This window comes from uncultured Bacteroides sp. (assembly GCF_949298305.1).
Taxonomy (GTDB): Bacteria; Bacteroidota; Bacteroidia; order Bacteroidales; family Bacteroidaceae; genus Bacteroides.
On sequence record NZ_CASFWU010000044.1, the window covers coordinates 1 to 22,110 of the forward strand.

A 22,110-nucleotide genomic window follows, 5' to 3' on the forward strand; every position below is an offset into this window, starting at 1 on the left:
GAACAACACTTGCACGGCTCGTGAACGACACTTGTACGGCTCGTGAGCCACACAAGTGTTTCAGAAATGTAATGCAAGTGTTGCTCGCGCGGGTAGGGAGTGGCGGTTTTTTCTTGCTATGGCTGTCTGTTGTTTGCGAGAAAAATGTATATTTGCGTAACTAATTATCCCGAAAGACCATGAGCAAGATTTATCCGGTAGGCATACAGAGCTTTGAGCGAATACGCGAGGGCGGTTATTGCTACGTTGACAAGACCTCTCTAATCTACAACCTGGTGAAGTCCGGGCAATACTATTTCCTGAGCCGTCCGCGCCGCTTCGGGAAGAGCCTGCTCATCTCTACGCTGGAAGCCTATTTCCTGGGGAAGAAGGAACTCTTCAAAGGACTTGCCATAGAGGAGCTGGAAAAGGACTGGACGACGCACCCCGTGCTTCACCTCGACCTGAACGCGCGGAAGTATGAGGACACCGCTTCGCTGACCGCTATCCTGAACCAGCATTTGGAGAGCTGGGAAGGAAGAAGGATCGTGCTCCCGAAGAGCGTTTTGCCTGGGTGATAGAGAAGGCCTGCCGTGCGACGGGACGGAACGTGGTGGTGCTGGTGGACGAGTACGACAAGCCCATGCTACAGGCCATCGGCAACGAACCTTTGCTCACCGACTACCGCAACACGCTGAAAGCCTTCTACGGTGTGCTGAAGAGTTGTGACAAATACCTCCGCTTTGCCCTGCTGACGGGCGTGACGAAGTTCAGCAAGGTCAGCGTGTTCAGTGACCTGAACAACCTGATGGACATCTCCATCGACGACCGGTTTGCCAGCATCTGCGGCATTACAGAACGTGAACTGCATCACGATTTCAAGGAAGACATCGCAATGCTGGCTCAAAAGAACCATCTCACGGAGGACGAAGCCAAACTGCAGTTGAAAGAACAATACGACGGATACCATTTCGTGGAAGACAGTGAGGATATCTACAACCCGTTCAGCCTGCTTAATACATTTGCCAAGATGAAGTTCGGTAGTTACTGGTTTGAGACGGGCACACCAACTTTCCTTGTGGAACTGCTCCAGCGCAGCAAGTACGACCTGCACCGCCTGACCGAGGAGATGGCTACGGCCGATTCGCTGGGCGGCATCGACACCATGTACACGAATCCTGTCCCCATCCTCTATCAAAGCGGTTATCTGACCATTAAGGGGTACGACAGGGAGTTTAGAATCTATGAATTGGGCTTCCCCAATCAGGAAGTGGAAGAGGGTTTTACTAAATTTTTGTTGCCTAATTATGCTTCTCTTCCTTCGGGCAACTCGTCTTTCGAGATAATGAACTTTGTCAAAGAGGTGCGCAGCGGCAACATCGACGCCTTCATGCGCCGCCTCCAGAGCTTCTTTGCCGACACGCCCTACGAGTTGGCGCGCGACTTGGAGCTTCACTACCAGAACGTGCTGTTCATTGTCTTCAAACTGCTGAGCTTTTATACGCAGGCGGAGTATCATACATCTTATGGCCGCGTGGATATGGTCGTCAAGACCGACCGTTATATCTATGTGATGGAGTTCAAACTGGAAGGTACTGCCGAGGAAGCTTTGCGGCAAATCAACGAAAAGCAATATGCCCTGCCTTTTGCTGCCGATGGGCGGACACTCTATAAAATAGGTGTGAACTTCAGTAATGCCACGCGTGGCATCGAGAAGTGGGTGGTGGAAGGAGCATAGTCCGTTGTCGTTGGTCACAGTAGGGGCTTATTATCGTACGTCCCCTCCCTCTATATACAGTCTTTCTTCTGAACATCCAACCGCGCCCTCTGGCAGAGACGCAAAAATTTGCGTCTCTATGACGTGGATGTATTCCGTGCAGGCTGCATCCTTATGCGGAGTGTTGTGTCATGGCAGGCTGGTTTCGTCCAGTGCGGTACGGAGTTCCTCCCAATTGTCGCAGAAAGCCTGCATGGAAGGGAAGAGCAGGTTGGCTCCTGCATCCAGCAACACCTGTCCGTCCAGCGGGCCTGTGTTGGCGGCTATGGTGAAGATGCCGGCCGCCACTCCGGCCTGTACTCCGATGGGGGCGTTTTCCACCACCAGGGCTTCGTCGGCTTTAACGCCGGCTTTCTCCAGCCCCATGAGGTAGGGTTCGGGGTTGGGCTTGCCATACTTCACGTCGAAAGCCGTCACCATGTGCCCCTTGTCGAACATGCCGGGGAAGTGGTGGGCGAGGCGGTCCAGGAGCGAGTGCTGGCCGGAGCCGGTCACCAGTATGGGCGTGATGCCTTCCGATTTGATTTTCTGTAAAACTTCCCATGCTCCGGGCATGGGCTCGGGCTGGGGAAATTTGTTGAACTCGGCGCTCTTTTCGGCATAGATGCGTTCAATCAGTTCGGGCGTGGCGTCCTGGCCGTATTGGCGTTGGTAGACAATGTTGATGGTGGCTGCGCCCGTCCTCCCTTCGTGCAGGTAGGCTTCTTCGCGGCTGAGGTCCAGACCGTGGCGTTTCATCACGGTGTGCCAGGCTTCGGAGTGGTAGGGCATGGAGTTGAAGAGTACGCCGTCCATGTCGAACAGTACGGCTTTCAGGTTGATATGGGAGTGTCCGCTGGCTTCCAGGTAGCGGACAATGGATGCTTTGAACATAGGCTACAATGCTTTATTGTGGATAAATCGGGTGCAAAGATACAAAAAAAGGAGCGTGTCCGACCTGTTGTCGTGGCACACTCCTTTATAATTTTATCAATCAGACGTTCCGGTTACAGTCTGGCCCGGATGGCTTTGGATTCTTCCTCATAACCCGGCTTGTTGAGCAGGGCAAACATGTTTTTCTTGTAAGCCTCTACGCCCGGCTGGTTGAACGGGTTGACGCCCAGCAGATAGCCGCTGATGCCGCAGGCCTTCTCAAAGAAGTAGAGCAGGCCGCCGATGCTTTCTTCGTTCAGGGCGGGGATGACGATGCGCATGTTGGGCACGCCGCCGTCCACGTGGGCCAGTTGGGTACCCAGTTCGGCCATCTTGTTCACTTCGTCCACGCGCTTTCCGGCCAGGAAGTTCAGTCCGTCCAGGTTGGCTTCGTCGCTCGGTACTTCCAGCTTGTGGTTGGTGTTCTCTACGGAGATGACGGTTTCGTAGATGGTGCGTTCGCCTTCCTGAATCCATTGTCCCATGGAGTGCAGGTCGGTCGAGAAGTCTACGGCTGCGGGGAAGATGCCTTTGTTTTCCTTGCCTTCCGATTCGCCGTAAAGCTGCTTCCACCATTCGCTGACGTAGTGCAGTTTGGGGTTGAAGTTCACGAGGATTTCAATCTTCTTGCCGTTCTTGTAGAGTTCGTTGCGCGTAGCGGCATAAACGGCAGCAGGGTTCTCGGCGAAAGGTACGTCTGCACCACAGGCTTTTTCCATGGCAACGGCTCCGGCCACCAGCTTCTCGATGTCAAAGCCGGCTACGGCGATGGGGAGCAAGCCCACGGGAGTCAGTACGGAGAAACGTCCGCCCACATTGTCGGGGATGATGAATGATTTGTAGCCTTCCTTGTCGGCCGTTACGCGGGCTGCGCCTTTCTTGGCGTCGGTGATGGCCACGATTACCTTTTGTGCCATTTCCTTGCCGCGCTGGTCTTCACACTGTTTCTTCAGCAGGCGGAATGCCAGGGCTGTCTCGGTGGTTGTACCGGACTTGGAGATATTGATTACACCGAATTTTTTGCCTTTCAGATACTCGGTCAGTTCGTACAGATAGTCTTCGCCGATGTTGTGTCCGGCATAGAGAATGACGGGGCCGTCTTTCTTTTCCTGCAACCAGGCAAAGCTGTTGGACAGGGCTTCGATGACGGCACGTGCACCGAGGTAGCTTCCACCGATGCCGGCTACAACTACGACTTCACAGTTTTCGCGCAGTACTTGTGCGGTGGCTTTCAGGTCGTTCAGGTGTTCCTTAGTGATGGAAGAGGGCAGGTGCAGCCATCCCAAAAAGTCGTTCCCCTTGCCGGTTTCGTTTTCCAGCGCTTCTTGTGCGGCCTTTACTTGGGCTTCGTAGGCGCTGACGTTTTCTTTGGAGATGAATCCAAAAGTCTTTTCAGTGTTTAAGCAAATCATAATATTGAAGTTTTTTTAAGTAACTTCTTCCGGCTTTCATCCGTGTGAAGGACGGTTTGAAGTCGCTTGGGTTAATATTGTTATTATTGTATTGTTCCTGTGGGCTGGATTCTTCCTTCATCTTTGTCCGTTCCGTTTCTGTCATCTGAACGAATCGGTCAGCAGCTTGATTTCTATCATCGGCGAAATGCGCTCGTAGAGAATGTTATAGACAGCATCGACAATGGGCATGTTCACATGGTAGTGCTTGTTGATTTCCTTGATGCACTTGGTGCCATAATAGCCTTCTGCTATCATTTCCATTTCTATTTGGGCGCTTTTCACGGAGTAGCCTTTGCCTATCATCGTTCCGAACGTACGGTTGCGGCTGAAATTGGAGTATCCCGTTACCAGCAGGTCGCCTAAATAAACAGAGTCGGAGACGTTTCTGTTCAACGGATGTACAGTTTGCAGGAAACGGTTCATTTCTTGAATGGCGTTGGACATCAGTACTGCCTGGAAATTGTCGCCGTATTTCAGTCCGCTACAGATTCCCGCAGCAATGGCGTAAACGTTCTTCAGTACGGAACTGTATTCGATGCCAGCTACATCGTTGCTCACTGAAGTCTTGATGTAGCTGCTGGCCAATTTTTGGGCAATGGTGCAGGCCTTTTCCGTGTCGGGGCAGGCGATGGTCAGGTAGGAGAGACGTTCCAGGGCCACTTCTTCGGCGTGGCAGGGGCCTGCCAGCACTGCAATGTTTTCGGGAGGTACGCCGTATTCTTTGGTGAAATATTCTGATACGATGACGTTGTCGTCAGGGACAATGCCTTTGATGGCCGTAATGATGAACTTGTCCTTGATTTTGGTCTTCAGCTTTTTCAGGTGAGATTTAAGATAGGGTGAGGGCGTTACGAAGAACAAAGTGTCCGATTCCTTCACCACGTCGTTGATGTTTGAGTTGAAATTGATACGCTTGGTATCAAACTTGACGCCCGTCAGGTAGGCAGGATTATGACCGAGCCGTTTGAAATCGGCTATGCGGTCATCGCGCCGCATGTACCAATTGATGGTCTCCGTTTGGGCCAGCACCATTTTGGCTATGGCGGTTGCCCAGCTTCCTCCGCCCATAATGGCTATCTTTCCGGGTAGTTTCATGTTTTGAATTGAAAATTGAAAATTGAGAATTAAAAGAAGAAAGAGAGGAGAAGACTTGTCCTGACCTCTCTTTCCCAATTCTTAATTTTCGGTCAGAACTTGTATTAATGGCTTTAATTCTCAACTTTAATTTTCCCGATCCATTCCTGTACTTCGTTGACAGTCGGGTTCGTCAATTCCAATTTGTATTTCTTGTTGATGCCGCAGATGTCCATGTGGAGTTTCTGCGGATTGACTTCCTTCATGTCGCTCACCAGATTGTAGCCGGCTTTTTGGATGACAGGTACCCATGCTTCGGGAATGCCCAGTTCGGTGAACTTGGAAGCGGCATCTTTGGGAGTTACTTTCTCGGGGCGCATCTGCGGGAAGAACTGCACTTCCTGGATGAAGGCGTTACCTGTCATGAGCATGGTGAGGCGGTCGATGCCGATGCCGATGCCCGACGTGGGCGGCATGCCGTATTGCAGGGCTTTGAGGAAGTCCTGGTCGATGAACATGGCTTCGTCGTCTCCCTTCTCGCTCAGGCGGAGCTGGTCTTTGAAGCGTTCCTCCTGGTCGATAGGGTCGTTCAGCTCACTGTATGCGTTGGCCAGTTCCTTGCCGTTCACCATCAGTTCGAAGCGTTCGGTCAGTCCCGGCTTGCTGCGGTGCATCTTGGTGAGCGGGCTCATCTCGACGGGATAGTCGGTGATGAAGGTAGGTTGGATGAAAGTGCCTTCGCAGAATTCGCCGAAGATTTCGTCAATCAGTTTGCCCTTGCCCATGGTATCGTCAATCTCCATCTTCAGTTCGCGGCAAATCTGGCGGATTTCGTCCTCGCTCTTGCCTTCCAGGTCGTAGCCTGTCTTTTCCTTGATGGCTTCCAGGATGGGGAGGCGGCGGTAGGGAGCCTTGAAGCTGATGGTCTTGCCGTCGATTTCCGCTTCGGTAGAGCCGTTCACGGCCATGCAGATGCGTTCCAGCAGCTTTTCGGTAAAGCCCATCATCCAGTTATAATCTTTATATTGTACGTACAGCTCCATACAAGTGAACTCGGGGTTGTGGTTCTTGTCCATGCCTTCGTTGCGGAAGTTCTTTCCGATTTCGTACACTCCCTCAAAACCTCCTACGATGAGGCGCTTCAGGTAGAGTTCGGTGGCGATGCGCAGATAGAGGTCGATGTCCAGCGAGTTGTGGTGGGTGATGAAGGGGCGTGCGCTGGCTCCGCCGGGTATGGATTGCAGAATGGGGGTTTCCACTTCGGTGTAGCCCGCTTCGTCCAGCACGGCACGCATGGTCTTGATAATGGTGGCACGTTTCAGGAAAGTTTCCTTGACGCCGTCGTTTACGATGAGGTCGACATAGCGCTGGCGGTAGCGCAGTTCGGGGTCTTCAAACGAGTCGTATGCCACTCCGTCCTTGTATTTTACAATGGGCAGCGGCTTGATGCTCTTGGCCAGCACGGTCAGCTTTTGGGCATGGATGCTGATTTCGCCCATTTGTGTGCGGAAGACAAATCCTTCGATGCCGATGAAGTCGCCCAAATCGAGCAGTCGTTTGAATACGGTGTTATACATTTCTTTGTCTTCGCCCGGGCAGAGGTCATCACGGGTGATATATACTTGGATACGTCCTTTGGAGTCTTGCAGTTCGATGAAAGATGCTTTTCCCATCACGCGGCGGCTCATCATACGACCGGCAACGGATACGTGGCGCGGCTCGTCTTCGTCCTTGAATTCAGCTTTGATGTCGGTAGAAAAAGCATTGGTTACATACTCTGCTGCGGGATAGGGCTCGATTCCCATCGCGCGAAGCTCATTCATGCTGTTACGGCGAATGATTTCCTGTTCACTTAGTTCTAATACGTTCATTTCGATATATTTCACTCAATTTGGGTACAAAAATACGAAACATTTTTCAGATAACGTCACTTTTAGGAACGAAATACGTCCTTGCAGTGCTCCAAAGCCGTTATTTCTTGATTGGCATCTTTAAAAACTTCAACGAAAAACGTATCTTTGCGCCCCGACAAAAGCTAAATCTGGAGATAAAAATATGACAGAACAAAAGACACCTTCCGCATTGGGTTCGGAGAATATAGGCAAACTCTTGATGCAGTATGCCGTACCTGCAATTATAGCAATGACGGCTTCTTCTTTGTACAACATGGTAGACAGTATTTTCATCGGACACGGCGTGGGCACGATGGCCATCTCGGGCCTGGCACTGACCTTCCCGCTGATGAACCTGGCCGCGGCTTTCGGCTCGCTGGTGGGCGTAGGCGCTTCCACGCTGATTTCGGTGAAGCTGGGGCAGAAGGATTATGACACGGCCCAGCGGGTGCTGGGAAATGTGTTTGTGCTCAACATCCTGCTGGGTGTGGCGTTCACCGTGGTGGTGATGGCTTTTCTCGACCCGATACTTTACTTTTTCGGCGGAAGTGACGAGACGGTGGGATATGCGCGCGACTACATGGAGATTATCCTGCTGGGCAACGCCATCACGCACCTCTATCTGGGCTTGAATGCCGTGCTGCGCTCGGCAGGCCATCCCCAGCAGGCTATGTATGCCACGGTGGCCACGGTGATTATCAATACCATCCTCGACCCTGTGTTCATCTACGGCTTCGGCTGGGGCATCCGCGGGGCGGCCATCGCCACCATTGTGGCACAGGTCATTGCGCTGGCCTGGCAGTTGAAGCTGTTCAGCAACAAGAATGAACTGCTCCATTTCCACAACGGCATCTTCCGCCTGAAGCGCAAGATTGTGTTCGACTCGCTGGCCATCGGCATGTCTCCCTTCCTGATGAACGTGGCGGCCTGCTTCATTGTCATTCTCATTAACCAGGGACTGAAAAAATACGGAGGAGACTTGGCCATCGGTGCGTATGGCATCGTGAACCGTCTGGTGTTCATTGTAGTGATGATTGTCATGGGGCTAAACCAGGGAATGCAGCCCATTGCGGGTTACAACTTCGGTGCCCGGCTATACGGCCGTGTGACAAAGGTGCTGAAGTTGACCATCTGTTATGCTACGGTCGTTACTACTTTCGGCTTTTTGGTGGGGATGCTGGTGCCTCGGCTCGTGGTCAGCATCTTTACATCGGATGAGGAGCTGATCAATCTGTCTGCACAGGGATTGCGCATCGTGGTGCTGTTCTTCCCCATTATTGGTTTTCAGATGGTGACATCTAACTTCTTCCAAAGCATCGGTATGGCAGGCAAGGCTATCTTTCTCTCTCTGACCCGACAGGTGCTGATTCTGCTTCCTTGTCTGCTCATCCTGCCTCACTTCTGGGGAGCCGCAGGTGTATGGTACAGTATGCCGGTTTCCGACCTGCTGGCCAGCCTGATAGCTTTGTTTATGCTGTTGGGGCAGTTCCGTCAGTTTAAGGCTGCTTCGCGCAGTGCTTCGGCCGGTTGACATCGGCCGGTCGGGCATCTTTTCTCTGGTAAGGCTTGCCCTTGTCGAGGTGGAGTGGTGTTTTCTGTTTCTTGGCGGTTATGGTTTTGGAATGTCGCATCCTGATGAGAAAGGAAACGTTGGAGAGAAAAATGTGATTTTTCTGTCCGAACAGACTTATTTATTGATTGAGAATAATTATATTTGCTATCCACAATCAGATTATGAAATACTTATGGATGAAAAATTTGTAGTGAACATCGGGCGTCAGTTAGGCAGCGGAGGCCGTGAAGTCGGTGAAAGGCTGGCTTCGCGATTGGGCATTGATTTTTATGATAAAGAACTGATACAGTTGGCTTCCGAAGATAGCGGCCTTTGTCGGGAGTTTTTCGAGAAAGCGGACGAGAAGGCCTCGAAAGGAATTATGGGAGGCCTGTTCGGTATGCGTTTTCAGTTTGTCAGCGAGAGTGCCATACCGATAACAAACTGTCTCAGCAACGATGCGCTGTTCAAGGTGCAGAGCGATGTGATACGGAGGCTGGCGGCAGAGAAATCCTGTGTCTTTGTGGGACGGTGTGCCGACTATATTCTTCGTGACCATCCCCGTTGTGTCAATGTCTTTATTTCGGCTTCGCGCGAAGAACGCATTGCCCGTCTGCGCCGTCTTCATTCCATTTCGGAAGAGCGGGCGGAGGAAATGATGGAAAAGGCTGACAAAAAGCGCTCGGAGTATTATAATTATTACAGCAACAAAACGTGGGGAATGGCTTCTACCTATCACCTTTGTGTAGATTCTTCGGCTTTGGGAATAGAGAAGACCATTGATTTTGTCGAGGAGTTTGTGAAGCTGAAAATTCAATAATCTGTTAAAGTTTTCGAGTGGTAAGATTTTGTAAACCAGTGAATTGGTTTGGTATATAAGGCTCAGATACACAAGTTTTCTAGGATTTTTTTATCAGTTATTCTATCAAACTTTACCTTCTGAAGTCCACCTTCAAGTGGACGAGTGTCTTCTTTTCTGCTTTATTACTAACTCAAGTTACTATGTCGTTGGGAAAAGAAAATGTCCCGGTATGAAAGTTGACAGGACTTCATACCGGGACATTTCCTTTTTATGTGACTTGGGTAAGTGCGTGGGCTGCTGCTACATCATGGTCAATAGTATCATCTGTCCTGCCAGAATGCGGAGGAACATGGTCAGCGGGTAGACGGTCGAGTACCCAACGGATGGGGCATCGTTTCCGGATACCTGGTTGGAATAAGCCAATGCGGGTGGATCCGTGTTGCTGCCTGCAATAAGACCCATTAGTGTGAAATAGTTGACTTTACAGTACAGACGGGCTATAATTCCGATAATGATTAATGGAATGACGGTTATTAGAAAACCGTAGCCTACATAATATAGACCGTCTCCGTTTACTACCGTTTGCACAAAGTGCTCGCCGGCCTCAATGCCTACACTGGCCAAGAACAGTACAATACCTATCTCTCGCAGCATCAGATTGGCACTCATAGTGGTGTAGGTCACCAGTTTCAGCTTGTGTCCGAAACGTCCGATGAGGATGGCCACTACCAGTGGACCGCCTGCCAGACCTAGTTTTACAGGGGTTGGCATGCCGGGAAATGCAAAGGGAAGACTTCCTAAAAGAATACCAAGGAAAATGCCTACAAAGATGGTGACAATGTTAGGTGTGTCAAGGCGTTTCAATTCGTTGCCCAGCACGCTTGCCACACGCTCTACGGCATCCTGTTGTCCTACTACCATTACCCGGTCTCCCACTTGAAGCACCAGATTGGGGTCGGCAAACAAATCCATGCCTGAACGGTTGACGCGAGTCACGTTTACGCCGTACATGCTGCGGAAGTGCATGCTTCCTAACTTCCTACCGTTGATTTCAGATTTGGTTACCAGGATGCGGCGTGACACCATCGGCATGTCTTGTTTCTCCCAGTCTACCTTAATTTCGCGTCCAATGAAAGCGGTAACGGCCGCAGCGTCTTCTTCAGAGCAGACAATAAACAATTGGTCGCCGATGCGAAACTCGGTATCCTGATTGGGAATGCTGACATGGCCTTCGTGGCGGATGCGTGAACATACGAACGGACGTCCCAGGAAGTCTTTCACCTGAAGCAGCTTCTTGCCGTCGATAGATTCGTTTCTGACCTCCAGATGCAGCATGTGCGGCTGGTGTTTCATGTCGGCTTCCTGGCTTTGCAGTTCTTTTTCTTCCTTGGAAAGGTTGATGCGGAACAGGTAACGGATGAGGATGATGGATCCGATGATGCCTACAACGCCCAGCGGATAGGCACATGCATATCCCAAGGCTATCGGGTCGCCGGTGTAGTGCAGCTGGTTCAGAGCTTCTTGTGCGGCACCCAGACCGGGGGTGTTGGTCACGGCGCCATAAAGGATACCAATCATCATTGGCAGTTCAACTTGTCCGTTGGCTATGAAGTAAATGCTGAGGGCTACCACAATGTTGAGTATTACAATGCCTACGGCAAGCATATTCAACGTCATACCTCCTTTCTTGAACGAGGAAAAGAACGAAGGACCTACTTGAAGTCCGATGCAGAAAACAAATAAAATCAGTCCGAATTCACGGATGAAGTGAAGAATTTGTAGGTCACCTGTAAAACCGAAGTGTCCCATCAGAATGCCGGTGAAGAGTACAAATGTGACTCCCAATGACACTCCGAAAATCTTGATTTTCCCTAATAAGACTCCCACAGAGATGACGAATGCGTATAGGCAAACGATGTGGGCGACTGATGAGGGATCCCAAAGCAAACTTTCTAACCAGTCCATAGTTATTTTAATAATATTTCCAATTTAAAGATTTTTCCTGCAAAATTACTTAATAGAAAGGAGTTGGCAAAGCCTTTTTTGCTGTTTTTTAAGAAAAACGATAGGATGTATGGTGATTTTGGTAAAATGGATCACAGACGGTAAGAATTGTATCTATTCCTCTTTTAACTGCTTCTTGGGCAGCTGTGTGCGAAGTGCAAATGCGCTCTTTCCCTTGACCGTTATATTGATATAGATTCATCGATGGAACATTTGGATACTTCCTTAACCTCCGTTCTTAATTCTTTGTTTGCATAGTGTGCATTCCCTGTAATTCCTGTGTCCCGACCTGTGGCGTGTGCGGTTCGTTCTCGGAAGAACTGTGTGAGTGGGGTCGTATTCATATTCTCTTGTGCTTCATTAGAAAAAAATCTTAAAACTTCACACACCGTTTGAGGTTATTCAGTATATTTGCAAGTCTATTTACGACACAATGATGAATAGCACTTATCTATTAATTTAATAAACTATGGCAGACAGTAAAGAAAAACTCTTCTCGGACTTTTCTCCCGTTTCCACCGAACAGTGGATGGAGAAAGTGACAGCCGACCTGAAAGGCGCTGATTTTGAGAAGAAACTCGTTTGGAGAACAAACGAAGGATTCAAGGTGAAACCTTTCTACCGGATGGAAGACCTCAAGGGATTGAAGACAACCGACGCACTTCCCGGCGAATTCCCTTATTTGAGAGGTACGAAGAAAGACAACAACGAATGGCTGGTTCGTCAGGAAATTAAAGTGGAGGATGTGAAGGAGGCCAATGCAAAGGCGCTGGATATCCTGAACAAGGGCGTTGACTCGCTCGCTTTCCGCGTGAAGGCCAAAGAATTGGATGCAGCCTATATTGAGGCATTGCTGGAAGGCATCTGCGCCGAATGTGTGGAACTGAACTTCTACACTTGTCAGGGACATGTCGTAGAGCTGGCCAATCTGCTGGTGGAATATTTCCAGAAAAAGGAATATGACCTGAGCAAGCTTCAGGGTTCTATCAACTATGACTATTTCGACAAAATGCTGGCCAAAGGCAAGGACAAGGGTAATATGGTAGAGACCGCCAAGGCTCTGATTGCCGCAACGGCTGCACTGCCCGGCTATCAGGTCATCAACGTCAATGCACTGACGCTGAACAATGCCGGCGCATACATCTATCAGGAGTTGGGCTATGCACTGGCTTGGGGTAATGAATACCTGAACCTGCTGACCGAGGCAGGTGTTCCTGCCGCTACGGTAGCCAAGAAGATGAAGTTCAACTTCGGTATCAGCTCCAACTACTTCCTCGAAATTGCCAAGTTCCGTGCCGGACGTATGCTGTGGGCCGACATTGTGAATACTTATCTGAACGAGGACGACTGCAAGTGTGCTGCCAAGATGAAGGTTCATGCTGAAACTTCTTCTTTCAACCTCACCGTATTTGACTCATACGTAAATCTGCTCCGCACGCAGACCGAGGCCATGAGTGCCGCTTTGGCCGGTGTGGATTCCATGACGGTGGTTCCCTTTGACAAGGCATACGAAACGCCGAATGACTTCTCTGAGCGTATGGCCCGCAACCAGCAGTTGCTGCTGAAGGAAGAGTCTCACTTCGATAAGGTGATTGACCCCGCTGCAGGTTCTTATTATATTGAAAATCTTACTGTTTCTATTGCCAAGCAGGCTTGGGATCTGTTCCTCGCCGTAGAAGAGGAAGGCGGCTTCCTGGCAGCTGTGAAGGCCGGCAAGGTGCAAGAGGCTGTCAATGCCAGCAACAAGGCCCGTCACGAGGCTGTGGCCAAACGTAAGGAAATCCTGCTGGGCACCAACCAGTATCCTAACTTTACGGAACTGGCCGGTGACAAGCGTCCGTTGGAGGCTGTCTGCTGCTGTGGTGGTCACGATACCTGCGAGAAGGATGTGCCTTCGCTGAACTTTGACCGTGCTGCCAGCGAATTCGAGGCTCTGCGTCTGCAGACCGAGACTTCCGGCAAGCGTCCGAAAGCATTTATGTTGACTATCGGTAACCTGGCCATGCGTCAGGCCCGTGCACAGTTCTCCTGCAACTTCCTGGCTTGTGCCGGATACGAAGTGGTGGACAATCTGGGCTTCGCTACCGTAGAAGAAGGCGTTGAGGCCGCTATGGCCGCTAAAGCCGACATCGTTGTGCTCTGTTCGAGCGACGATGAATATGCCGAATATGCAGTTCCTGCCTTCAAGGCATTGAATGGCCGCGCCATGTTCATCGTGGCCGGAGCTCCTGCCTGCATGGACGAGCTGAAGGCTGCCGGTATCGAGAATTTCATCCATGTTCGTGTCAACGTGCTGGAAACACTGAAAGAATACAATGCTAAACTTTTGAAGTAAGATGAGAAAAGATTTTAAGAACTTAGATATATATGCCAATTTCAAGCCTGCCAACGGCGCTGAATGGCAGAAGGCTAACGGCATCCAGGCTGACTGGAAAACGCCGGAACACATCAATGTGAAGCCTGTTTATACCAAAGAGGATCTCGAGGGTATGGAACACCTCGATTTCGCTGCCGGTATTCCCCCTTATCTGCGTGGTCCGTATTCTGTGATGTACACTTTGCGTCCCTGGACCATCCGTCAGTATGCCGGATTCTCTACAGCTGAAGAGTCCAATGCTTTCTATCGCCGTAACCTGGCCAGTGGCCAGAAGGGTTTGTCGGTAGCTTTCGACTTGGCTACTCACCGCGGTTACGACCCTGACCACGAACGTGTTGTGGGCGACGTCGGTAAGGCCGGTGTGTCCATCTGTTCGTTGGAGAACATGAAGGTCCTGTTCGACGGCATTCCTTTGAACAAGATGTCCGTGTCCATGACCATGAACGGTGCCGTTTTGCCCATCATGGCATTCTATATCAATGCCGGACTGGAACAGGGTGCCAAGCTGGAGGAAATGGCCGGTACTATCCAGAACGATATCCTGAAGGAATTCATGGTGCGCAACACCTATATCTATCCGCCTGCATTCTCCATGAAGATTATTTCCGACATCTTCGAATACACTTCTCAGAAGATGCCTAAGTTCAACTCTATCTCCATCTCCGGTTACCACATGCAGGAGGCCGGTGCCACGGCAGACATTGAGTTGGCTTATACGTTGGCCGACGGTTTGGAATACCTCCGTGCCGGTGTGGCTGCGGGCATTGACATCGATGCTTTCGCACCGCGTTTGTCCTTCTTCTGGGCCATCGGTACCAACCACTTCATGGAAATTGCCAAGATGCGTGCAGCACGTATGTTGTGGGCAAAGATTGTGAAGCAGTTCAATCCGAAGAACCCGAAGTCGTTGGCACTGCGTACCCACTCGCAGACTTCCGGCTGGTCACTGACCGAGCAAGACCCGTTCAACAACGTGGGCCGTACTTGTATCGAGGCCATGGCTGCCGCACTGGGTCACACTCAGTCGCTCCACACCAATGCTCTTGATGAAGCTATCGCCCTGCCGACTGACTTCTCAGCCCGTATTGCCCGCAACACACAGATTTACATCCAGGAAGAGACTTACATCTGCAAGAACGTTGACCCGTGGGGCGGTTCTTACTATGTAGAATCTCTGACCAACGAGATTGCCCACAAGGCTTGGGAGCACATTCAGGAAATCGAGAAGCTGGGCGGTATGGCCAAGGCTATCGAAACAGGTATTCCCAAGATGCGTATCGAAGAGGCTGCCGCTCGTACGCAGGCTCGCATCGACAGCGGTTCGCAGACCATTGTCGGCGTGAACAAGTACCGTCTGGAGAAAGAAGCCCCGATTGACATCCTTGAGATTGACAATACTGCCGTTCGTCAGGAGCAGATTGAGAACCTGAAGCGTCTGAAGGAAGGACGTAACCAGGCAGAGGTAGACAAGGCTCTGGATGCTATTACCGAATGTGTGAAGACCGGTAAGGGCAACTTGCTGGAGCTGGCCGTTGAGGCTGCCCGTGTTCGTGCCACTTTGGGTGAAATCTCCTATGCGTGCGAAAAGATTGTAGGTCGTTATAAAGCAGTAATCAGAACTATTTCAGGCGTGTATTCATCAGAAAGCAAGAACGATGCAGACTTTGCTCGTGCATGTGAACTGTGCGAGAAGTTTGCCAAGAAGGAAGGCCGCCAGCCGCGTATCATGGTGGCCAAGATGGGCCAGGACGGTCACGACCGTGGTGCCAAGGTAGTAGCAACGGGTTATGCCGACTGTGGTTTCGATGTGGATATGGGACCGCTGTTCCAGACTCCGGCCGAAGCTGCCCGCGAAGCTGTTGAGAACGACGTTCATGTAGTGGGCGTTTCTTCACTGGCTGCCGGTCACAAGACATTGATTCCGCAGATTATCGAAGAACTGAAGAAACTGGGCCGCGAAGACATCGTTGTGATTGCCGGTGGTGTTATCCCCGCACAGGACTACGACTTCCTCTACAAGGCCGGTGTAGCCGCCATCTTCGGTCCCGGTACTCCGGTTGCCAAGGCAGCCTGCCAGATTCTGGAAATCTTGTTGGACGAATAATCCGCCCGACTGAAGGATAAATTGAAAAGCCCGGGTCTCCTTTCATGAGGAAGACTCGGGCTTTCTTGTTGTGGGGGAAATGACGTCGGAACTCATTCTTTTTTAGCCGTTCCATCCGTCAACCGTATTGTCAGTATGGTGAGGTCGTCGCTTTGGGGAGCTTTGCCGACAAAAGCATTGATTTCCCGATGGATTGCGAGGGTGAACGTTTGCGCATCTTTTCCAATGTGTGTCTGAATCGCTTTGATAAGCCGTTCTTCGCCATAGAGTTCGGTAGCCTGGTTTTCGGCTTCGGTTGCACCGTCGGTATATAAGAATAAGGTGCTGCCTTTGCGAAGTGTCAGCTTCTGTCCTGTATATTCAAATCCCGGTATCAGTCCGACAGGAATGTTGGGCAGGGGCTTCATATAATGGGGCGTGTCGTTTCCATCGCTGATGACGGGCGGATTGTGTCCGGCGTTGCAGTAAGACAGTTCGCCGGTCTTGAGGTCAATGATGCCCGTGAAGAGGGTAACAAACATGTTGGCTTCGTTGTTCTCGGCCATGGTTTCATTGAGTGCACGTACAATTTCCGCCGGGTTGTCCTGTTTCATGGCAATCATGCGGTACAGGCTGCGGGTGATGGCCATGAACAGCGAGGCGGGCACCCCTTTGCCCGAAACGTCACCAATGATAAAATGCAGTTCCTCATTCTGGATGAAGAAGTCGTACAGGTCTCCGCCCACTTCCTTGGCCGGTGTGAGTTGCGCGTAGAGGTCCACGTCTTTTCTTTCGGGGAAAGGCGGGAAAGTCTTGGGCACCATGCCCATCTGTATATTGCTGGCAATGCGCAGTTCGCTTTCAATCCTTTCCTTTTGGGAAGTGGTCTCGGTCAGTTCGCGGATGTACTGTGCCAGCGACTGTTGCATGTATTTGAATGATTGGTACAGCGTCTGCATCTCGTCGTGCGTGCGGATGCGGGGCAGCGGTGCGTCCAGCCGTCCGTGGGCTATCTCCACTACTGCGTCGGAGAAACGTTTCAGGGGGGTGCTGACCCGCTTGATGACCAGGATGCAAATCAGCAGGATGAGCAGCAGTCCGGCCGCAAATACGCCGATGAGGGCTGGTTGCAGTTCATCGAGTGCGGCAAAGATGTCGCGGTGCGGGCATACGATTCCCATTGACCACTGTGTGCGGGGCAGGGGGCCGTAGACCACGTAGGAGAGGGTATCGTCGTTTTGTAGGGTGGCCAGTCCGTGACATCCCTCTATCATGGCCTTGCCTATCTGGCGGACGGTGGTGTCTCTCATGCCGACTGTGGCCGTAAAGACCGTCTCACACAGAATGCGTTCAGGGTTGGGATGGACAATGTAGGCACCGCCGCGTCCTATCAGAATGTTGTAGGAACTGGCAAACGGTTGGATGCCGAGCACCTCTGCCGTGAGTTCCTTCAGGGAGATGTCGGCGGTGAAGATGCCTATGAAGCGGTGGTCGGCATCGTAGATGGGCTTGGAGAAGGTGCTCATGGTCATCCGGCCTCCTCCCTTGTCAAAATAAGGTTCGCTCCAATAGCTCCGGTCCAGCAGTTTGGGTATCTGGTACCAGTCCATGTAGTGATAGTCGTATGCCTCCTGTCCCAGTTGGATGGTGCGGATGGAGTCGTTGCTGCGGTAGGAGTAGGGTGAGAAGTAATGTCCGTACTGCGGATAGTAGTCGGGCTCGAACGCAATGGCACATCCGGCAATGCCGGGATTGTTTTCCAGCACCTTGCGTGTGATGGCATACAGCTGTTCCGGGTGCTCCAGATTCTCCCTCACCAGCCATTCCGTGTTGTCGAGGGCCGTTTCCACCTGTTGCAGGATGTTGTCCATGCGGTTGATGGTTCCTTCCAGTACGCTTTCGGCCCTCGATACTGCCTCTTCCTTCAGCGTGTGGTACGAATGGTAGTAGATGACGGCAAACGTAAAGCTGAAAACCAGGGCGGCCGTCAGTACGATATACAGGCTGAGCCGTGTGGAGAACGAGTTGAAACGGAATAATACTTTATTCATGGCCTTCTGTCAATAGTTGGTAACTTACCGGTTTTTCCAGTATGCCGCCTTCCAGAAGCACCCGGTTGGCCTGGTCTACCGATTCGGGCTTCAGCCTGAAGGTCATCCGTCCGTCCGTGGGGTCATGGAGCAGGCGGAGGGTCTCTTCGAGCAGGTATTTCTGTAAGACGATGTTGGTGCCTGTTTCCTGCATACGGATGTAGCGCACGGCAATGTCGAGCGCCTCTTCCGGATGGGCGGCTGCCCATTCCCAGCCTTTGCGGGAGGCTTCGGCAAATTTGGTTGCCATCTCGCGGTGTTTGCGATAGAATTCGCGGGTGACATAGACACCGTCTTCGGGGATGTCATAGCCTATGCGGCTGAAGCGGATCACCTTTTCCTCGTTCAGTTCCACCCCCGAGAACAGCAGCTGGTAATATTCGTTGTAGCTGGTGGCCAGTGTGCCGTCAATGGCTCCCGATATGAACAGGTTGATGTTCTGGATGAAGGGAATCCATTCAATCTGTAGCGAGAGGATGTGGTCTGCGGCCTGAGCCGTTACGGCAAAGTTCGTCTTCCAGCAACCGATGCGTTTGCCGCGCAGGTCACGGATGTCCTTGACGGGCTGGCGTGAAACGAGCAGCAGGGACGATTGTTGCGAGGTCTGCAGGATGTTGACCAGCGGAGCGCCTTTCCCCATTTCGCACAGAGCTTGTGCCAGCTGCATGGTGATAATCTGGCTCTCGCCGCTTTTCAGGTACTCGATGGCAGGCTTGGAGGTTGAGGGTTGCTTGATTTCAACCTCCAGCCCGGCATCGGCATAGTAACCTTTTTCTTGTGCCACGTAGTAGCCTGCAAACTGGCATTGCGAAGTCCACTGGGGAGTGAAGACAATCTTTCTCCGTTCCTCAGGTTCTTCTCCATGCAGGGTGGCGGCACAGGCAAGCAGTGCGGTCAGTATGAGCAGAAGTTGCCTCATTGGTCATTCTCCACCGTGAAGAATGCGCTCATTCCCGTAATCTTGAAGATTTCCAGGATGGGGGCGGCAACGTGGTGGAAGATGAGTCTTCCGCCGTTCTTCATCACCTTTTTCTGAAGGCCCAGGAACAGCCGCAGTCCGGAACTGCTGATGTACTCCAGCTCCTTGCACTCCAGGTGGATGGTTTCGTGGGTGGCTTCGTCCAGTTCGAAGAATTTGTTTTCACACTTCAGTGCGGCAGCCGTGTCCAGGCGTCCTTTAAGGGTCACCAGGGTGGCATTGCCGTTGCGTTCGGTAGATATTTCCAGCATAATGATATGTTTTTTATTGCCCGATGAAGCATGTCTTTATCAGTAGGCATCGGTCAGTGGGGAACATTTGCAGCTGCGTGCCGCTTGTCCGCTGCGTCCTAGGGTGGATTCCGACATGTTCATCTGGCAGGTTTATGGTTGAATGATTGTTCTCAGTCTTTGGGGTGCGGCATCTCCTTGCAGACAAAGTGCAGGGACAGCACGTTGCGCCCGCTCTCGCGGCGGTAGGTCACCTCGTCCGCCAGGCTCCGTATCAGGTGAATGCCCAGTCCGCCGATTTCTCTTTCCTCTGCGTTCAGGGTGGTGTCCGCTTCGGGGGCTTCCAGCGGATTGAAGGCACGTCCTCCGTCGCTCACCGTCAAGGTGAACACGTTGTCCTTCCGCTCGGCCTCCAGGCAGATTTCATGCTCTTCCCGGTCGTCGAAGGCGTATTGCATCACGTTCACCACGGCCTCTTCGATGGCCAGGTTTATGCGCATTTCCCAGTCGGCCGGCAGTTCAAAACGGTCGATGCACGTCCGGATGAAAGGCTGCAGCCTGGCTGTCTCCTCCGTCTGGTTTTTCAGTTTGCACGTCATCATCATTCTATCATCAGAGAGGGAACAGAATGGGGGTGATGAACAGACTGGCGGCCAGGATAATCAGATTCATGAAGAAACCTACCCGCATGAAGTCGGAGAACCGGTAGCCGCCGGGACCGTAGACCAGCATGTGCGTGGGCGACCCGATGGGTGTGGCAAAGCTGGACGACACGGCTATCATCAGTGCCACGCAGAAGGTCAGCGGGTTGGCATTGAGCGTGGTGGCTATGTTATAGGTAATGGGGAAGAAGATGGCTGCCGTGGCCGTGTTGCTGGTAAACTCCGTGATGAACGTACCCAGCAGGCAGATGCAGGCCATTGCATACATGGGGTCGGTGCCGCAGACGGACAGGATGCTTTCTGCCAGTCGGTTGGCAATGCCTGTGTACTCAATGGCGCTTCCCAGACTGATGGAGCCTGCAAACACCATCAGCAGTCCCCAGTCGATGCTGCGGCGAGCCTGGTCGATGGAGCAGCAGCGGCAGATAATCATGGCAAAGGCTGCCAGGAAGCTGGCCTGTAACAGCGGTATGATGTCCAGCGACGACAGCAGAATCATGGCCAGCAGGATGAGCGAGGAAACCAGCGTCTTCTTGCCGCTCTTCACCAGCAGGTCGGTCTCGAAGAACTGGAGGGCCGACGTGGACGAACTTTCTTCTGGATTGAAGTGCTGGGGACACTCCAGCAGCAGGGTATCTCCCTTCTCCAGGACAATTTCTCTGGGCGAGCCGTTGATGCGTTCGCCTTCGCGGGCCACGGCCACCAGCACCACGTTGTTGCGCTCCTCAAAGTCAGAGTCGGCCATCCGTGTACCCACCAGCGGGCTGCTGAACTTCACGTGGGCCATTCGCAGCTTGCGGTTGCTGTCTATCTCGTCCAGTGAGAACACATGATGGGTGGCGTTCACCAGTTGGTGCGAGTTGCGCAGCTTCAGTATCTCGTCCACCTTTCCGGCAAAAATCAGCCGGTCGCCTCCCATGATGAATTCGTCTTCATCCACGGGCGAAATGATTTCCTTGTCAAAGCGGATGATTTCAATCAGGTGTCCGCCTTCCACCGTGTCCAGTCCGGCTTCCTTCACCGTCTTTCCGATGCACTCGGCCGACGAGGGAACCAGCAGTTCCACCGTATAGTCATTGGTCTCCTCCAGGGCGTCTTCGGGCGACTTGCGCACCGGCAGCAGCTTCTGCATGGCCAGCATGGACAGCACGCCCACCGCCAGACAGAAGAGTCCTGCAAGGGTAGGGGTGAAGATGCTCAGCTGCACGCCGGTCTGCTCCGTGTAGAAACCCGAAATCAGCAGGTTGGGCGGTGTACCGATAAGCGTACAGATGCCTCCCATTCCCGAAGCGTAGCTCAGGGGTATCAGCAGTTTGGAAGGGGCGATGTTCAGTTTCTTGGACCAGATTTTCACCACTTTGATGAAGATGGCCACTACCGTCGTGTTGCTCAGGAAAGAGCTCAGCGCAGCCACAGGAAGCATCAGGCGCAGGATGGCCATTTTGAGTGACTTGGGTGTTCCGAGTGCGTACTTGACAATCCATTGCATGGTGCCCGTATGCACCAGACCCGCAATGACCACAAACAAGGCTCCCACCAGCACGACCGACGACGACGAGAAGCCTGCCAGCACTTGGTTGACGGGCAGCGTGCCGGTGACCAGCAATACGGTCATGGCGCCCAAAAAGACAAAGTCGGCAGGCAGTTTGGTGCAGAGCATCAGAGTAAAAACCAACAGCACGGTTGCGATGACTATCCATGCGTTCAGTGTAAATCCTAGGAAGATAATACTTTCCATAATAAATTGAAATAAATATATGAGTAGTTAATGCCGGGCATGTGCTGGTGTTGTGGCAGCAATTTCCCGATTCGGTATTCTCTTTCGCTACAAATCTGCTGCAAAAGTATAGAAAAATGTTTTTCTGCCAATCGTTTGGGCTTTAAAAAAAATCGAAAGGCTGGGGTGGGGCATTTGGCAAAGCCATGTGGGGTACGTCAATAGCGATAATCTGTTTTTCTACCCTGCAGTCCGTATATAAAGACAGGTAGAGCTCATTCTTGGATATGTGTGCACTTTCGGAACATATTGTACGCTGTCTGAATATCATTGTCAAGCTTCCTGATTGTTTGCGATTGCTGTGTGAGACTCCTCTTCTGAGCGAAAGAAATTGGAAATAAATAAATTCTAAGAAAATTTGGTTCCTGATTCAAAAAACTCTGTATATTTGCTGCCGGAATTAGTAATCGTCCCGACAGCTCTGTCGGACGGTGCAAGGGAATCCGGTGCAAGACCGGAGCTGTAC

14 protein-coding genes and 1 pseudogene are annotated in these 22,110 nt (G+C 51.8%); 5 read left to right on the plus strand and 10 right to left on the minus strand.

What is annotated here, in order from left to right; genetic code table 11:
* Window positions 1–179 precede the first annotated feature (179 nt).
* Window positions 180–1,717: pseudogene (locus tag Q1Y74_RS07675) on the plus strand (ATP-binding protein).
* Window positions 1,718–1,885: 168 nt separating this feature from the next.
* Here the strand turns inward: Q1Y74_RS07675 and Q1Y74_RS07680 are convergent.
* The 4 genes from Q1Y74_RS07680 to lysS form a co-directional block, all read right to left on the minus strand.
* Complete coding sequence (locus tag Q1Y74_RS07680) at window positions 1,886–2,629, minus strand: HAD-IA family hydrolase (protein ID WP_300813542.1); 744 nt, start codon at window positions 2,627–2,629, stop codon at window positions 1,886–1,888.
* Between the two features lie 113 nt (window positions 2,630–2,742).
* On the minus strand, window positions 2,743–4,080 hold the full coding sequence (locus Q1Y74_RS07685; RefSeq protein WP_300813544.1) for a glucose-6-phosphate isomerase: 1,338 nt from the start codon (window positions 4,078–4,080) through the stop codon (window positions 2,743–2,745).
* Between the two features lie 141 nt (window positions 4,081–4,221).
* On the minus strand, window positions 4,222–5,217 hold the full coding sequence (locus Q1Y74_RS07690) for an NAD(P)H-dependent glycerol-3-phosphate dehydrogenase (protein ID WP_300813546.1): 996 nt from the start codon (window positions 5,215–5,217) through the stop codon (window positions 4,222–4,224).
* A 113-nt stretch (window positions 5,218–5,330) separates the two neighbouring features.
* Window positions 5,331–7,067, minus strand: a complete 1,737-nt coding sequence (lysS, locus tag Q1Y74_RS07695; RefSeq protein WP_300813548.1) for a lysine--tRNA ligase — start codon at window positions 7,065–7,067, stop codon at window positions 5,331–5,333.
* A 184-nt stretch (window positions 7,068–7,251) separates the two neighbouring features.
* Between lysS and Q1Y74_RS07700 the strand changes: the two genes are divergently transcribed.
* Window positions 7,252–8,619: an MATE family efflux transporter gene (locus Q1Y74_RS07700; protein ID WP_300813550.1), complete on the plus strand. Its 1,368-nt coding sequence runs from the start codon at window positions 7,252–7,254 to the stop codon at window positions 8,617–8,619.
* Between the two features lie 214 nt (window positions 8,620–8,833).
* Window positions 8,834–9,460: an AAA family ATPase gene (locus Q1Y74_RS07705; RefSeq protein WP_300813552.1), complete on the plus strand. Its 627-nt coding sequence runs from the start codon at window positions 8,834–8,836 to the stop codon at window positions 9,458–9,460.
* 282 nt (window positions 9,461–9,742) lie between these two features.
* Here the strand turns inward: Q1Y74_RS07705 and Q1Y74_RS07710 are convergent, their stop codons facing one another.
* Complete coding sequence (locus Q1Y74_RS07710; protein ID WP_300813554.1) at window positions 9,743–11,407, minus strand: putative transporter; 1,665 nt, start codon at window positions 11,405–11,407, stop codon at window positions 9,743–9,745.
* 508 nt (window positions 11,408–11,915) lie between these two features.
* Here Q1Y74_RS07710 and mutA point away from each other — a divergent pair.
* A complete protein-coding gene (gene mutA, locus Q1Y74_RS07715; RefSeq protein WP_300813556.1) occupies window positions 11,916–13,781 on the plus strand; it encodes a methylmalonyl-CoA mutase small subunit in 1,866 nt (621 codons plus the stop codon).
* Between the two features lies 1 nt (window position 13,782).
* Window positions 13,783–15,927 carry a methylmalonyl-CoA mutase gene (scpA, locus tag Q1Y74_RS07720; protein ID WP_300813558.1) on the plus strand — a complete coding sequence of 715 codons (2,145 nt, stop codon included), beginning with the start codon at window positions 13,783–13,785 and terminating at the stop codon, window positions 15,925–15,927.
* Window positions 15,928–16,019: 92 nt separating this feature from the next.
* Here the strand turns inward: scpA and Q1Y74_RS07725 are convergent, their stop codons facing one another.
* The 5 genes from Q1Y74_RS07725 to Q1Y74_RS07745 all read right to left on the minus strand — a co-directional run bounded on the left by Q1Y74_RS07725 (window position 16,020) and on the right by Q1Y74_RS07745 (window position 21,605).
* Window positions 16,020–17,957, minus strand: a complete 1,938-nt coding sequence (locus Q1Y74_RS07725) for a SpoIIE family protein phosphatase (protein WP_300813560.1) — start codon at window positions 17,955–17,957, stop codon at window positions 16,020–16,022.
* Window positions 17,950–18,915, minus strand: coding sequence for an ABC transporter substrate-binding protein (locus Q1Y74_RS07730; RefSeq protein ID WP_300813562.1), 966 nt, complete (start codon window positions 18,913–18,915; stop codon window positions 17,950–17,952). The genes Q1Y74_RS07725 and Q1Y74_RS07730 overlap by 8 nt, the downstream gene beginning before the upstream one ends.
* Complete coding sequence (locus Q1Y74_RS07735) at window positions 18,912–19,226, minus strand: STAS domain-containing protein (RefSeq protein ID WP_300813564.1); 315 nt, start codon at window positions 19,224–19,226, stop codon at window positions 18,912–18,914. Before Q1Y74_RS07735 ends, Q1Y74_RS07730 begins: the two co-directional genes overlap by 4 nt.
* A 152-nt stretch (window positions 19,227–19,378) precedes the next feature.
* Complete coding sequence (locus tag Q1Y74_RS07740; RefSeq protein ID WP_300813566.1) at window positions 19,379–19,810, minus strand: ATP-binding protein; 432 nt, start codon at window positions 19,808–19,810, stop codon at window positions 19,379–19,381.
* Between the two features lie 7 nt (window positions 19,811–19,817).
* Window positions 19,818–21,605 carry an SLC13 family permease gene (locus Q1Y74_RS07745; RefSeq protein ID WP_300813568.1) on the minus strand — a complete coding sequence of 596 codons (1,788 nt, stop codon included), beginning with the start codon at window positions 21,603–21,605 and terminating at the stop codon, window positions 19,818–19,820.
* Window positions 21,606–22,110: the final 505 nt, after the last annotated feature.

What these genes read in the sequence shown, in the direction of transcription:
- Q1Y74_RS07680 (WP_300813542.1), bottom strand. Translation starts at nt 2,629, where the DNA reads ATGTTCAAAGCATCCATTGTCCGCTACCTGGAAGCCAGCGGACACTCC.
- Q1Y74_RS07685 (WP_300813544.1), bottom strand. Translation starts at nt 4,080, where the DNA reads ATGATTTGCTTAAACACTGAAAAGACTTTTGGATTCATCTCCAAAGAA.
- Q1Y74_RS07690 (WP_300813546.1), bottom strand. Translation starts at nt 5,217, where the DNA reads ATGAAACTACCCGGAAAGATAGCCATTATGGGCGGAGGAAGCTGGGCA.
- lysS (WP_300813548.1), bottom strand. Translation starts at nt 7,067, where the DNA reads ATGAACGTATTAGAACTAAGTGAACAGGAAATCATTCGCCGTAACAGC.
- Q1Y74_RS07700 (WP_300813550.1), top strand. Translation starts at nt 7,252, where the DNA reads ATGACAGAACAAAAGACACCTTCCGCATTGGGTTCGGAGAATATAGGC.
- Q1Y74_RS07705 (WP_300813552.1), top strand. Translation starts at nt 8,834, where the DNA reads ATGGATGAAAAATTTGTAGTGAACATCGGGCGTCAGTTAGGCAGCGGA.
- Q1Y74_RS07710 (WP_300813554.1), bottom strand. Translation starts at nt 11,407, where the DNA reads ATGGACTGGTTAGAAAGTTTGCTTTGGGATCCCTCATCAGTCGCCCAC.
- mutA (WP_300813556.1), top strand. Translation starts at nt 11,916, where the DNA reads ATGGCAGACAGTAAAGAAAAACTCTTCTCGGACTTTTCTCCCGTTTCC.
- scpA (WP_300813558.1), top strand. Translation starts at nt 13,783, where the DNA reads ATGAGAAAAGATTTTAAGAACTTAGATATATATGCCAATTTCAAGCCT.
- Q1Y74_RS07725 (WP_300813560.1), bottom strand. Translation starts at nt 17,957, where the DNA reads ATGAATAAAGTATTATTCCGTTTCAACTCGTTCTCCACACGGCTCAGC.
- Q1Y74_RS07730 (WP_300813562.1), bottom strand. Translation starts at nt 18,915, where the DNA reads ATGAGGCAACTTCTGCTCATACTGACCGCACTGCTTGCCTGTGCCGCC.
- Q1Y74_RS07735 (WP_300813564.1), bottom strand. Translation starts at nt 19,226, where the DNA reads ATGCTGGAAATATCTACCGAACGCAACGGCAATGCCACCCTGGTGACC.
- Q1Y74_RS07740 (WP_300813566.1), bottom strand. Translation starts at nt 19,810, where the DNA reads ATGATGATGACGTGCAAACTGAAAAACCAGACGGAGGAGACAGCCAGG.
- Q1Y74_RS07745 (WP_300813568.1), bottom strand. Translation starts at nt 21,605, where the DNA reads ATGGAAAGTATTATCTTCCTAGGATTTACACTGAACGCATGGATAGTC.